Source organism: Allomesorhizobium aridi (assembly GCF_043769475.1).
Taxonomy (GTDB): domain Bacteria; phylum Pseudomonadota; class Alphaproteobacteria; order Rhizobiales; family Rhizobiaceae; genus Allomesorhizobium.
Window position 1 is genome coordinate 4,176,774 of sequence record NZ_CP171729.1, and the last position, 12,749, is coordinate 4,189,522.

A 12,749-nucleotide genomic window follows, 5' to 3' on the forward strand; every position below is an offset into this window, starting at 1 on the left:
TCAGACCTTTTCCACTTCCGGGCGGCCGAGAATGCCCGACGGCAGGAAGATCAGCACGATGGCGAGGATGGAGAACGCCGCGACGTCCTTGTAGTCGATCGAGAAATACGCCGACCACATGCTCTCGATGAAGCCGATCATCAGGCCTCCGAGCACCGCGCCGGGAATGGAGCCGATGCCGCCGAGCACCGCCGCCGTGAACGCCTTGACGCCTGGGACGAAGCCGTCGGAGAACACCACCACGCCGTAATACATGAGGTAGAGCGTGCCCGCGACCGCGGCCAGCGAAGCGCCCATGATGAAGGTGATCGAGATGGTGCGGTCGACATCGATGCCCAGCAGCGCCGCCATCTTGCGGTCCTGCTCGCATGCCCGCTGGGCGCGGCCCAGCGCCGTCCTGTTGACGAGGTACCAGAAGATGGCGAGCAGGCCGATGGTGACCAGCACGATCACGATCTGCTTCTGCGAGATCGAGATGCCGAAAATGTCGTAGACCTTGGAGATCATCGGCGGGATCGGCTTGTTGCGCGGACCCTGGGTGACCTGCACGAAATTCGACAGCACGATCGACATGCCGATGGCAGTGATCAGCGGCGCCAGCCGGAACGAACCGCGCAGCGGCCGATAGGCGACCTTCTCGATCGTCCAGTTGTAGAGGCTGGTGGTCAGCATGGCCACGATCATCATGATCAGTAGGAACAGCACCACCGGCAGCGAGTAGAAGACGGCCGTCAGGACCAGGAAAACGATCAGGGCCACGAACGACCCGATCATGAAGATGTCGCCATGGGCGAAATTGATCATGCCGATGATGCCGTAGACCATCGTGTAGCCGATTGCGATCAGCCCGTAGATCGATCCCAGCGTCAGCCCATTGACAAGCTGCTGGACGAAATATTCCATATTTAAACGGCTCCCCTGGAACGTCGCCCGATGAACGCGTTCCTTGTATAGCTTTCCCCTAGTCCTAAAGTTTCGAGCCCGGATTGCAATGTCCTTTTGCAGCCGGGTCGCCCTTCAGCCCCCTGCCCAGATTGCCTGCACTTTTCCGCATGAGGTCGCTGGACTAGGCGGCAAGCTATCATTGGCCCAACGCAATGTCTTTGACGAATCTGCAATTTTTTGGGCCTCAAGCTGAAGAATCTCGCGTTATTGACGGACCATCCACCGGATTCTTGCGCCCAGGCCGGCGGCGTGGTTCGGCCGGAAATGTTCGCGGCTCTCCTGGCGGCCGCTCACTTGACAATGAAGCCATGCGCGAATGGGTCGCGGTCGTCGATGAAAATGGTGTTCAGTCCCGTCATTCGCGCCCAGCCTCCGATAGACGGAATGATCGCCTTGCTTCCGCCGACGACGGTTTCGCTCTCGACGCGGCCCTTGAACAGCGAGCCTATGATCGATTCGTGGATGAACTCGTCGCCGACCTTGAGCCTGCCCTTGGCGTGGAGTTGCGCCATTCGCGCCGAGGTGCCGGTACCGCAAGGCGACCGGTCGATTGCCTTGTCGCCGTAGAACACGGCGTTGCGCGCATGCGCTTCCGGGTGTTTCGCTGCGCCGGTCCACAGAATGTGCGACAGGCCGGAGATGCCGGAGTTTTCGGGATGAACAAATGAATACGCCTCGTTGAGGCGCTGGCGGAGCACCGGGCTCCAGGCGATCAGGTCGCCTGCCGAGTGATCCTCTATGTCGCGGTAATTGTCCTGCGGCTCGACGATGGCGTAGAAGTTGCCGCCATAGGCGACATCGACCTTGAGCGATCCGAGCACCGGACATTCGACGGCGAGACCTTCCGCGTAGAGGAAGGAAGGCACGTTGGTGATGCGCACCTCCTCAACATATTCGCCGGCCTGCCTGTATTCGGCGACGACCAGCCCGGCGGGCGTGTCGAGGCGCAGGACGCCGGGCGTACGCGGCCGCACAAGGCCGTGCTCGATCGCCATGGTGACGGTGCCGATGGTGCCGTGACCGCACATCGGCAGGCATCCGGAGGTCTCGATGAACAGGATGGCGATGTCGCAGTCAGGGCGTGTCGGCGGGTAGAGGATCGAGCCGGACATGACGTCGTGGCCACGCGGCTCGAACATCAGGCCGGTGCGTATCCAGTCATACTCGGCCAGGAAATGCGCCCGCCGCTCCATCATCGTCGCGCCTTTAAGCAGCGGCCCGCCGCCGGCGACCAGCCGCACCGGATTGCCGCATGTATGCCCGTCGATGCAGAAGAAGGAATGCCGCGCCATTGTGTGCCTTCAGAATCTCTGTGCCGAAAACGGCGAAATATCGATTGCCGGAGCCTGCCCCGAAAGCAGATCGCGGATCAAGCGGGCAGTCGATGCGGCCTGGGTAAGGCCGAGATGGCCATGGCCGAACGCGTAATGGACATTTTGGTTTCTGCTTGCCCTGCCGATCACCGGCAGCGAATCCGGCAGCGACGGCCGGAACCCCATCCATTCACGCCCGCCCCTCATATCGAGCCCGGGCAGGAATGCCTTCGCCTTGTCGAGCATCGCCTTCGAGCGGGCGTAGTTCGGCGGGCGATGAAGGCCGCCCAGTTCGACCGCCCCGCCGATGCGCAGGCCGGTCACAAGCGGTGTGATGACGAAGCCCTGGCCTGAAAAGATGAGCTGTCGTTTCACGTCGAACGCACCTGCCGGCAGGGTGGTGTTGTAGCCGCGCTCGGTTTCAAGCGGAATGCGGTCGCCGAGCTGCCGCGCCAGGAGGTGCGACCAGGCCCCGGCCGCGAGCACCAGATGCCCGGCCTTGACGGTGCGGCCGTCGCGAAGCTGGATGACTATGCCCCCCTTCGACGGCATGACGAGCCCGACATAGCCCTTGACGAAGGTCGCCCCGTTCTCCTCCGCATAGCGCCAGATCGCCTTGCCGAGATGCTGGGGATCACTGACGGTCTTCCAGACCGGGACGAAGGTGCCGCGGACGAGCCGGCCGGACAGGCCGGGCTGGAAGGCGGCGAGTTCATGCTGCCGCAGATGCCGGTATTCTATGCCGAAGCGGTCGCGAGCCGCCCATCCGGGCAGCGAGGCGTCGAATTCGCTCTCGCTCTCATAGAGTTCGAGTGATCCGTCCTCGCGCAGCATATGCCGCGTACCTGAGCGATCCATCAGCCCCGCCCATTCGGCGTCGGCGAGTTTCATCATCGCCGCCTGCGCCTTGAGGCCGCCCTCGTATTTGTCCGCCGCGCCGGCACGCCAGAAGCGTACCAGCCAAGGCAGAAGTTTCGGGAGATAGGCGGGCGGGATGGAGAGCGGCCCGAGCGGGTCCATCAGCCATTTCGGCACCTGCCTGAGCATGCCCTTGTGGGCCAGCGGCAGTACGTCGGAGAAGGCTAGCGCGGCCGCATTGCCTGAACTCGTCTCCTCGCAAATGCCCGTGCGGTCATAAACGGTGACGCGTTGCCCGGCCTCTGCCAGGTAGGCAGCGATGCAGACGCCGATGATGCCGCCGCCTATGATCACCGTCTCGTTTGAGAGATTCTGTGACAAAGGCCGGCTCAGCCATTTCGATGAGTTAATGCCAAAGACAGGCTTTTAACCATCATGGGATTGCTTCGTGTGTTGTCATGCATCGACCATCCGAGGCGCATGTAGAAGCCGACAGCGTCGGGAGCGACGCTGGCTTCCAGGCGAGTGATCCCATGCACCATCGCGTAACGCTCCAGACCAGACATAAGCACGCTGCCCAAGCCCTGTCGCTGGCCGTTTGACACGATCGCGACCGGGCGAACCACCCCCGAGCCATTCGACCGATCGTCGAGACGAACGGTGCCGACTGGTTGGCCATCCGCCAGAAGTAATAAGGGATGATGGCCTGGCAGCCTTTCATCGGGATGGTTCTCGTCATACGCGCCTCGCCGTCCACGGGCATCGAAAAGGACCTCCCGCCGGATCTGATGGTAGGCTCGCCAATGTCTGCTCGTGGCAACACGAACCAACTGCGTCGGCGGGCCTTTCATCCTATCGTTTGGTATCCGCTTCGGCAGACAGTTGATCTCCTAAAACTTCGGCAGCTCCGGCCGCTTAGCGAGCGCGTCCTTGACGATCTTCTCCACCGCCGCGCGGCGGTCGCCCGAGAGCGGCAGGCGCGGCATGCGCACGCGGTCGTTGGTGCCGATCGCATGCACTTCGGCAAGCTTGATGTTCTGAACCAGATAGGTCGAGACATCGAGGTCGAGCAACGGCCGGAACCAGCGATAGATCGACAGCGCTTCTTCGCGCCGGCCCTGCTTCATCAATTGGTAGATCGCCACCGTCTCGCGCGGGAAGGCCGTGACCAGCCCGGCGACCCAGCCGATGGCGCCGACCGACAGCGCCTCGAAGGCCAGATTGTCCACCCCGGTGAAGAGGTCGAAGCGATCGCCGAAGCGGTTGATGATCTCGGTCGAGCGGCGGATGTCGTCGGACGATTCCTTGATCGCCACGAACAGCGGGTCGGGCGCCAGCTCTTCCATCACGTCGACGGTGACGTCGACGCGGTAGGCGAGCCGGTTGGAATAGATCATCACCGGCAGGCCGCCGGCGGCAGCCACTGCCTTAAGCGTCGCCACCGTTTCCTGTGGATTGGTGTGATAGATCGGACTCGGCACGACCATCAGACCGTGCGCGCCGGCCTTGGCCGCGCGCCGGGCGAGCGCCGCGCCGTCGCGGGTGGCCGGTTCGTTGACGGTCATCAGAACCGGCTTTCCGCCGGCGACCTTCTGCGCCGTCGCCAGCACCTCCAGCTTCTCGTCATGCGACAGCATCGGGCCTTCGCCCAGCGACCCGGCGACGATTATGCCGTCGCAGCCCGCTTCCACCTGCAGGCTGAAGCAGCGCTCCATCTCCCTATGGTCGAGGCGGTCGTCCTCGGTGAATTTGGTCGTGACTGCTGGGAATACTCCGGTCCACATGGGCTCGCTCCTTCAGATATATCAGTGATATATCTGGCCTCCGCAGCCTCTGTCAAACGGAATCGAGCAGTGATATATCGTAAATATATCACTGGAGGATTCTCCTTGCCCTTTTCCGCCGAAAATTCCGGCTCGGCAAGCGCCAAGGCCTACCGGGTTCTCGAGCGCATGATCGTGACGCTCGAACTCGCCCCCGGAAGCGTCGCAACCGAAGGCGCGCTGATCGAAAGGCTTGGTCTCGGCAGGACGCCGGTGCGCGAGGCGATCCAGAGGCTCGCCTGGGAAGGGCTCGTCGAGGTGCGCCCCCGCGCCGGACTGGCGATTGCCCCCCTGCACGCGGCCGATTGGCTGCGAGTCCTCGATGCGCGCCGCGGCATAGAGATCGTGCTGGCCCGCTCGGCGGCGCGCCACGTGACGCGCGACGCCGCCGACCGGTTTCACGCTGCGGCGCTCGCCATGCGCAAGGCCGTGCTTGCGGGAGATGTTCCGGCTTTCCTTGAAGCCGACAAAGCCCTCGACGAGGCGATGGCTGTCGCCGCCGACAACCCCTTCGCCGCCCGTGTCGCCGCGCCGCTGCAGACCCACAGCCGCCGGTTCTGGTTCCGCTACCAGGCCGACACTGGCCTCGGCCAGGCGGCCGAGCACCATGTCCGCCTGATCGGCGCAATACTGGAAAAGGACGAGGAAGAGGCCGCGGCTGAAGCGGAACGCCTCATGGCGCTGCTGCGCGGACACGCGGAGCAGGCCGCTTCAAGGTAGATCCGGGATTCGAGCGCTTCAGGTGCGAAGAGTTTCAGCCGCGCCTGCGAGATCGGCGCGGCCTGCCTTGAGGGCATCGAAATCAGGCGTCGGGCAACGCTGCGATCTGGGTGCTTTCCCATCCGTCGCCGGCCGAGAGAACGCAGCTCTTGCCGTCGGTTCCGGTCGCAATGATGGTCCAGGTTCCATTTTCAGACACGAAGACCTCGACCACGGCGTCGGGGTTGATGACGCCCACCGCTTGCGGGTTCTCCTTGTACTCGTCCGAAAGCTTCTTGACGATCTCGCCGCGTTCCGCGCACGGGGCTTCGGCAAGGGCGGGACCGAGCGGCAGCAGCATCGCTGCAGCGGCAACGGCCGCGATAAGGTTTAGATTTCGTGCCATGACGCACCTCCGTCCAGCAGTCGAATGGATTGGAAATACTAAATCCAACGACGCGGCTTCAGATCGTTGACCTCGAAACCAGCGCACGCGATTCACTGGTTCAGCTTCAAACAAAGCGCCGGTTGCCTGCCGTCGTTCCATCACGGATTGTTACAATACCGTCGCAGGAATTCGGTGGAATGGCCGACGCGAACGAGGCATCGCTTCTTTCTTTTGGACAAGCAGCGGCCCTTATACGTCTTCGCCGGAAAGGGTCGCCGTGCTTTCCCAACTGTCGCCGGCCGCCACGATGCAGCTTCTGCCGAGGGTGTCGGTTACGATGACCGTCCAGCTACCAGTCGCGCCGACATAGACCTCCATGATCGCCATCCGGCCGATCAGCCCGAATGCAATCTGCTTTTCCTGGAATTTCTCGGTCAGTGTGGCGACGAGTTCGCCGTGGTCGACGCAATGTTGATACTGGGCACCTGCGGGACTCGCGACCGTCATCGCCGCGACGACCAGCGCCTTCATCCATCTCAGCAACGATTTGTGTGCCATGGGGCACCTCCTTCGCCATCGCGTCCGGCAAGGAGGTGTTTGACGGCCTCATTTTGCCGGAACGATCCAGGCCGGTTCCGACGTCGTCATCGCGTCGCTCCTTTCTGTTCCGGTCTGCCGTCAGTGGGAACGCAAGGTATGTTCCCACTATGTTCCACATATGGGGAGAGTAGATGAAAACCACAAGATGTGTCCCGGGGGGCTTCAAGGAGGACGCGACGACAAATCCGCGAGCGATCACCCGCGGATTTTTGTCGGATATAAGGCCTCACGGCGGGCGAAGCCCCGCGAAGACATGCAATCGAAAGGCCGTCCGGTCAGTTCATGGTCGGGATGCTGAACTCGGCGCCGTCCTTGACACCCGACGGCCAGCGCGAGGTCACCGTCTTGGTCTTGGTGTAGAAGCGGAAAGCATCGGGGCCATGCTGGTTCAGGTCGCCGAAAGCCGAGCCTTTCCAGCCGCCGAATGTGTAATAGGCGATCGGCACCGGGATCGGCACATTGACGCCGACCATGCCGACCTGCACCCGGCTGGCGAAATCACGCGCGGCGTCACCGTCGCGTGTGTAAATGGCGACGCCATTGCCGTATTCGTGCTCGTTGGCGAGCTTGATCGCGTTCTCATAGTTCGGCGCGCGCACAACCGACAGCACCGGCCCAAAGATCTCTTCTTTGTAGATGCGCATGTCGGCGGTCACGTTGTCGAACAGGCAGCCGCCCATGTAATAGCCGTCCTCGTAGCCCTGCATCTTGAAGCCGCGGCCGTCCACGACCAGCTTGGCGCCTTCTTTGACGCCGATGTCGACATAGTTCTTGACGCGCTCCAGCGCCTCCTTGGTGACCAGCGGCCCGAAATCGGCCGAACTGTCGGTCGAGGGGCCGACCTTCAGGCTTTCGACGCGGGGGATGAGCTTTTCGAACAGCCGGTCCGCCGTCTCGTTGCCCACCGGAACCGCCACCGAGATCGCCATGCAGCGCTCACCGGCCGAGCCGTAGCCGGCGCCGATCAGCGCGTCGACGGTCTGGTCCAGGTCGGCGTCGGGCATGATGATCATGTGGTTTTTCGCGCCGCCGAAGCACTGCGCGCGCTTACCGTTCGCAGTGGCACGCGAATAGATGTACTGCGCGATCGGCGTCGAGCCGACAAAGCCGATCGCCTTGATGTCGGGATCGTCGAGGATCGCGTCGACCGCTTCCTTGTCGCCATTGACGACGTTGAGAATGCCCGCCGGCAGGCCAGCCTCGATGAACAGTTCCGCGATCCGCAACGGCACGCCCGGGTCGCGCTCCGACGGCTTCAGGATGAAGGCGTTGCCGCAGGCGATGGCCGGCGCGATCTTCCACAGGGGGATCATGGCCGGGAAGTTGAACGGCGTGATGCCGGCGACGACGCCGAGCGGCTGGCGCATCGAATAGACGTCGATGCCGGGGCCGGCGCCGTCGGTGAACTCGCCCTTCATCATATGCGGCGCGCCGATGCAGACCTCGACCACCTCCAGCCCGCGCTGGATGTCGCCCTTGGCGTCGGCGATGGTCTTGCCGTGCTCGCGCGCCAGAATTTCGGCGAGCTCGTCATACTCGTTTTGCACGAGCTCCAGGAATTTCATCAGGACGCGCACGCGGCGCTGCGGATTGGTGGCCGCCCAGCCCGGCTGTGCGGCCTTGGCGTTCTCGACCGCCGCGCGCAATTCCGATTTCGAGGCCAGCGCCACCGTGCCGCGCACAGTGCCATCCATGGGCTGCATGACGTTCTGCATCCGCCCGCTCGTGCCGGCGACGCGTTTTCCGCCGATAAAATGACCGTACTCGACCATGATCTCTCTCCCTGAATTCTGTTGAGTTGCCGCATTGTCCCGCTTTGCGCCGCGCAATGCAACGCGAGCGGACAAGCAACCGTTGTGCAGAAATTGATGTGCCGGTAGAGAAGGGCTTCGTTTTTCGCAATGCTGCGAACTAGAGGCCTGAGCCATGAACTGGGATGACGTCCGCATCTTCCTCGCGGTCGCGCGAGCCGGCCAGATCCTCGGCGCAGCAAGGCGGCTGGAACTGAACCACGCCACAGTCTCGCGCCGGGTCGCCGCGCTCGAGCAGGCGCTCAACGCAAAACTGTTCCGCCGGCTCACCACCGGCAGCGAACTGACCCCCGCCGGCGAGCGCTTTCTCGAAGTGGCCGAGCGCATGGAAGCCGGCATGATTTCCGCGCGCGCCGAAATCGCCGGCGAGGACGAGGAAGTATCCGGCGTGGTGCGCATCGGCGCGCCGGACGGCTTTGGCGTGGCGTTCCTCGCCTCGCGGCTGGGCACACTTACAGAGAGGCACCGCGAGCTGAACATCCAGCTCGTGCCCGTGCCAAAATCCTTTTCGCTGTCGCGCCGCGAGGCCGATATCGCCATCACCGTCGAGCGGCCGTCGGAGGGCCGGCTGGTGGCGGGAAAGCTCGTCGACTACACGTTGGGGCTCTTTGCGTCACGCGCGTATGCCGAGGCGCACGGCCTGCCGCGGACCGTCGCCGAACTCACCGGGCACCGGCTGGTCGGCTATGTCCCGGATCTCGTCGCCAGCCCCTCGCTCGATTACGCCGCCGAAATCAGTCCGGACTGGAACGCCGGCTTTTCCATCTCTTCCACGCTCGGCCAGGCCGAGGCGGTGCGCTCGGGCGCCGGCATCGGCATCGTGCACACATTCATCGCCCGCGCGCTGCCCGAACTGGTTCCCGTGGACGCCGCCCCGCCGATCCGCCGCGCCTACTGGCTGGTCTATCACGAATCCATGCGCCCGCTGCGCCGCATCCAGACCGTCGCCGGGTTCATCACGCGGGCGGTGGAGCAGGAGCGGAGGCTGTTCGTGTGAGCCTTACGGCTTGCTGCCCGCCGACAGAGCCGGAGCCGGGCCGGGAACGCCGATCGCAACCCATGCGGCCGCGTTTTCGGAGGACTGGCGCTTGACGAACTTGTATCCCCTGGCGGCATCCCACGGCCGAACCGCCGGATGAAGATTGTCGAGCACGAAATCGCCCTCAGTGGTTCGCAGCGTCAGGATGGCGTGGCCTTCGCCGTTCTTTCTTTTCACCACCGTCAAAAGCACGTTCGAAGGCGAAAGGCCCTGTTCCTCGATCAGGAGGCGGCGCTTGAGCAGCGCGTAATCCTCGCAATCGCCTGCACCCTTGGGAAAGGTCCACAGCTCTTCCTTGCCGAAGAGTTCCCGGTCCGTCTTCGGAGCGATCTCGGAATTGATGCGCTCGTTGATCTGCCTGACGGCGGCCCAGGCCGCTTCGCTAAGCGCCTCAGGACCGGACGGTTTCGCGACCTTCGCGCATTCCTCGCGCCACTGCTTGCAGAATTCGAAATGGCCGATCGGCGAACTGGTTGGGCCGCCGATGTCCATCGGGCGTGCGGCGGCATCCGGCGCAAATGCCGCCAAAGCCAAAATCGCAACAGCCACTATCCTGAACAGGATCGGATCCCCTTTGGTTATCACCAGCCAAGGGAAGCAAGAGGTGTGCCAACGCCGACAATGCCGCCGGTTAGATTCGTTAATGAATTCTCTACACGGCCAGCGACCAATGAAGCTGCCGCCCTTTTGACCGTATTGCACCAACGCGTGCCTAAAATTTAGGCGGTCCAAGGGAAGGGAATGCGCGGCGGCGGCGGCGGGGGCGATTACTCTCCCTATCCGTATCGGCTCAGCCCGAGTTCGCCGACATCGATCTCCGGTTTGCGGCCGGTGATGATATCGGCAATCACGCGGCCCGAGCCGCAGGCCATGGTCCAGCCGAGCGTGCCGTGACCGGTGTTGAGGAACAGCCTGCCAACGCCGCTTTCGCCGATAATCGGCGGGCCGTCGGGCGTCATCGGCCGCAAGCCGCACCAGAAGGTCGCATCTTTCAGCGAACCACCATTCGGGAACAGTTCGCCGACCGAATGCTCCAGCGTGTCGCGGCGCGCGTCGTGCAGCCTGAGATCGTAGCCGGAAATCTCGGCGGTGCCGCCGGCGCGGATGCGATCACCGAGCCTGGTGATCGCGACTTTGTAGCTCTCGTCCATGACAGTCGAGACCGGCGCGCCATCGGGATTGGTGATCGGCACGGTGATCGAATAGCCCTTGACCGGATAGACCGGAACCGAAAGGCCGAGCGGCCGCAGCAGAATCGGCGAATAGCTGCCGAGCGCCACGACATAGGCGTCCGCGGTCAGCAAACCGGCGCCGGTCGCCACGCCGGTCACGGCTTTGCCGGAGACCAAAATCTTGTCGATGGCCGTGCCGAAGCGGAACTTTACGCCGCGCCCGGCGCAAAGCGCGGCCAGCCGTTCGGTAAACATCTGGCAGTCGCCGGTTTCGTCGCCGGGCAGCCTCAGGCCGCCCTTGATCTTGTCGCGCACTTTGGCGAGCGCCGGCTCGGCCACGATGCAGCCTGCCGGATCCAGAACCTCGAAGGGAACGCCGAACTGCTTCAGCACCTCAATATCGCCGCCGGTGCCGTCGACCTGAGCCTGGGTGCGGAAAAGCTGCAGCGTGCCGCGGCTGCGTTCATCATAGGCGATGCCGGTCTCCTGACGCAGCGCGCGCAGGCTGTCGCGGCTGTATTCGGCGATCGGCACCATGCGCGCCTTGTTGATGGCGTAGCGCGCCGAGGTGCAGTTCCGCAGCATCTTCAGGAGCCACGACCACATGGCCGGATCGAATTTCGGCCGCACGACCAGCGGACCGTGGCGCATCAGCAGCCATTTGATCGCCTTCAGCGGAATTCCCGGGCCGGCCCAGGGCGAGGAATAACCCGGCGAGACCTCGCCGGCATTGGCGAAGCTCGTTTCGAGCGCCGGCCCGCTCTGGCGGTCGATCACCTCGACCTCGTGCCCCGCTTGCGCAAGATAATAGGCGGTGGTGACGCCGATCACCCCGCTTCCCAGAACCAGCACCTTCACCTGTCCAAACCCCTTTCGACTGCCCTGGCTGCGGCGGACCGCTCAACCGTCCCGATAAACGCGGTGGAAGCGGCTGCCGAGGCCGGTCAGGATTTCGTAGCCGATCGTGCCGGCCTGCACGGCCACATCGTCCACGGTCTGATGCGCGCCGATCAGTTCGACCGTGTCGCCCCCTTTAGCGTATCGGCCGGCAGCGCCGATATGTCCAGAACGATGCTGTCCATCGACACACGGCCGGCGAAGGGCAAGGCCACGCCATCGTGAAAGGCGCGAGATGCCGCATGCCGTGGCCAGCCGTCGGCATAGCCGAGCGAAACCGTAGCGACACTCAAGCCGCCCGCGGCGCGATAGGAATGGCCATAGCCGACGCCGGCGCCTTGCTCCAGCGTCCGCGTCTGGATGATCTTGGCCACGAGGCTCACGACTTGCCGCATCGGGTTCGGCTTGCCTGGCGTCGGGTTGACGCCGTAGAGCGCAGCGCCCGGCCGGGCGAGGTCGAAATGAAAGCCGCCGCTCAGAAATATTCCGGAGGAATTGGCGAGCGAGGCCGGCGCCGGCGGCAGTTTGGCCAGCAGCGCCTCGAAATTGCGAAGCTGCAACGCGTTCGCTGGACTTTCAGGCTCGTCGGCGCAGGCGAGATGGCTCATGACGAGCTCCAGATCGATCCCGTCCAGTGCGGCCGGATCGGCTGCGATCGCATCGACCTCCGAGGGGGCCAAGCCGAGCCGCGACATGCCGCTGTCAACCTGGATCGCCGCAGGCAGTGTCCGGCCAAGGCGCCGGGCGGCGTCGCACCAGGCTTCCAACTGCTCGGTGCTGTTGATGACGGGAACCAGTACGGCCGCCGCGCATTGCGCTTCAGCGCCGGGAAGAATTCCGTTCAGGATGTAGATCCGAACCTTCTCGCCGAGAATGCGACGCAGCGCGATACCTTCCGAAACCTGCGCTACGAAGAACGTCTCGCAGCCTTCGCGAAGCAGCGCCGGAGCGACCTCTGCTGCGCCCAACCCATACGCATCGGCCTTGACCACCGCGGCGCAGGAGACGCCGCCGAGGCGCGCTTTCAAGCGCCGGTAGTTCTCGCGGATAGCGCCGAGATCGATGGTCAGGACGGCTCCGGCCTGGGCCAATGAAGGCCGGCCTTCATTGTCCGCCTGGCCGGGTTCCCGCAGCTTTTTAGAAGACTGATCCATAACGGCTGAATGGCCCCTGACAAGGTCAGCCAATCAGTAGAACCGGAATG

The 12,749-nt window shown here is 63.8% G+C and carries 12 protein-coding genes and 1 pseudogene; 2 read left to right on the plus strand and 11 right to left on the minus strand.

What is annotated here, in order from left to right:
• The 5 genes from ACG873_RS22670 to ACG873_RS22690 all read right to left on the minus strand — a co-directional run bounded on the left by ACG873_RS22670 (position 1) and on the right by ACG873_RS22690 (position 4,900).
• Positions 1–903, minus strand: a complete 903-nt coding sequence (locus tag ACG873_RS22670; protein ID WP_394887807.1) for a branched-chain amino acid ABC transporter permease — start codon at positions 901–903, stop codon at positions 1–3.
• A 332-nt stretch (positions 904–1,235) separates the two neighbouring features.
• Positions 1,236–2,237 carry a 4-hydroxyproline epimerase gene (locus ACG873_RS22675; RefSeq protein WP_394887810.1) on the minus strand — a complete coding sequence of 334 codons (1,002 nt, stop codon included), beginning with the start codon at positions 2,235–2,237 and terminating at the stop codon, positions 1,236–1,238.
• A gap of 9 nt (positions 2,238–2,246) precedes the next feature.
• Positions 2,247–3,497: an NAD(P)/FAD-dependent oxidoreductase gene (locus tag ACG873_RS22680; RefSeq protein WP_394887812.1), complete on the minus strand. Its 1,251-nt coding sequence runs from the start codon at positions 3,495–3,497 to the stop codon at positions 2,247–2,249.
• Positions 3,498–3,505: 8 nt separating this feature from the next.
• Positions 3,506–3,967 carry a GNAT family N-acetyltransferase gene (locus tag ACG873_RS22685; RefSeq protein WP_394887813.1) on the minus strand — a complete coding sequence of 154 codons (462 nt, stop codon included), beginning with the start codon at positions 3,965–3,967 and terminating at the stop codon, positions 3,506–3,508.
• A 39-nt stretch (positions 3,968–4,006) separates the two neighbouring features.
• A complete protein-coding gene (locus ACG873_RS22690; protein ID WP_394887815.1) occupies positions 4,007–4,900 on the minus strand; it encodes a dihydrodipicolinate synthase family protein in 894 nt (297 codons plus the stop codon).
• Positions 4,901–5,068: 168 nt separating this feature from the next.
• Between ACG873_RS22690 and ACG873_RS22695 the strand changes: the two genes are divergently transcribed.
• Complete coding sequence (locus ACG873_RS22695; protein ID WP_394893657.1) at positions 5,069–5,659, plus strand: GntR family transcriptional regulator; 591 nt, start codon at positions 5,069–5,071, stop codon at positions 5,657–5,659.
• 82 nt (positions 5,660–5,741) lie between these two features.
• On the opposite strand, the gene ACG873_RS22700 is transcribed toward ACG873_RS22695, so the two are convergent.
• The 3 genes from ACG873_RS22700 to ACG873_RS22710 form a co-directional block, all read right to left on the minus strand.
• A complete protein-coding gene (locus ACG873_RS22700; protein ID WP_394887817.1) occupies positions 5,742–6,044 on the minus strand; it encodes a hypothetical protein in 303 nt (100 codons plus the stop codon).
• 231 nt (positions 6,045–6,275) lie between these two features.
• Entirely contained in the window at positions 6,276–6,584 is a 309-nt protein-coding gene (locus tag ACG873_RS22705; RefSeq protein ID WP_394887819.1) for a hypothetical protein, read from the minus strand.
• A gap of 317 nt (positions 6,585–6,901) precedes the next feature.
• Positions 6,902–8,398 carry a CoA-acylating methylmalonate-semialdehyde dehydrogenase gene (locus ACG873_RS22710; RefSeq protein ID WP_394887820.1) on the minus strand — a complete coding sequence of 499 codons (1,497 nt, stop codon included), beginning with the start codon at positions 8,396–8,398 and terminating at the stop codon, positions 6,902–6,904.
• Between the two features lie 154 nt (positions 8,399–8,552).
• Between ACG873_RS22710 and ACG873_RS22715 the strand changes: the two genes are divergently transcribed.
• The gene (locus tag ACG873_RS22715; protein WP_394887822.1) at positions 8,553–9,434 is read left to right on the plus strand and encodes a LysR family transcriptional regulator; all 882 of its coding nucleotides are present in this window, start codon (positions 8,553–8,555) and stop codon (positions 9,432–9,434) included.
• Positions 9,435–9,437: 3 nt separating this feature from the next.
• Here the strand turns inward: ACG873_RS22715 and ACG873_RS22720 are convergent, their stop codons facing one another.
• The 3 genes and pseudogenes from ACG873_RS22720 to alr form a co-directional block, all read right to left on the minus strand.
• Positions 9,438–10,004 (minus strand): transglutaminase-like cysteine peptidase, encoded by a 567-nt coding sequence (locus ACG873_RS22720; protein ID WP_394887824.1) that lies wholly within the window; start codon positions 10,002–10,004, stop codon positions 9,438–9,440.
• Between the two features lie 248 nt (positions 10,005–10,252).
• A complete protein-coding gene (locus tag ACG873_RS22725; RefSeq protein WP_394887826.1) occupies positions 10,253–11,506 on the minus strand; it encodes a D-amino acid dehydrogenase in 1,254 nt (417 codons plus the stop codon).
• Positions 11,507–11,548: 42 nt separating this feature from the next.
• A pseudogene (gene alr, locus ACG873_RS22730) lies at positions 11,549–12,699 on the minus strand (alanine racemase).
• Between the last annotated feature and the right edge of the window lie 50 nt (positions 12,700–12,749).

Bases quoted from the DNA above. Each gene is read 5' to 3' on its own strand.
- ACG873_RS22690 (WP_394887815.1), bottom strand. From the start codon at position 4,900: ATGTGGACCGGAGTATTCCCAGCAGTCACGACCAAATTCACCGAGGAC.
- ACG873_RS22695 (WP_394893657.1), top strand. From the start codon at position 5,069: ATGATCGTGACGCTCGAACTCGCCCCCGGAAGCGTCGCAACCGAAGGC.
- ACG873_RS22685 (WP_394887813.1), bottom strand. From the start codon at position 3,967: ATGAAAGGCCCGCCGACGCAGTTGGTTCGTGTTGCCACGAGCAGACAT.
- ACG873_RS22710 (WP_394887820.1), bottom strand. From the start codon at position 8,398: ATGGTCGAGTACGGTCATTTTATCGGCGGAAAACGCGTCGCCGGCACG.
- ACG873_RS22700 (WP_394887817.1), bottom strand. From the start codon at position 6,044: ATGGCACGAAATCTAAACCTTATCGCGGCCGTTGCCGCTGCAGCGATG.
- ACG873_RS22715 (WP_394887822.1), top strand. From the start codon at position 8,553: ATGAACTGGGATGACGTCCGCATCTTCCTCGCGGTCGCGCGAGCCGGC.
- ACG873_RS22675 (WP_394887810.1), bottom strand. From the start codon at position 2,237: ATGGCGCGGCATTCCTTCTTCTGCATCGACGGGCATACATGCGGCAAT.
- ACG873_RS22705 (WP_394887819.1), bottom strand. From the start codon at position 6,584: ATGGCACACAAATCGTTGCTGAGATGGATGAAGGCGCTGGTCGTCGCG.
- ACG873_RS22670 (WP_394887807.1), bottom strand. From the start codon at position 903: ATGGAATATTTCGTCCAGCAGCTTGTCAATGGGCTGACGCTGGGATCG.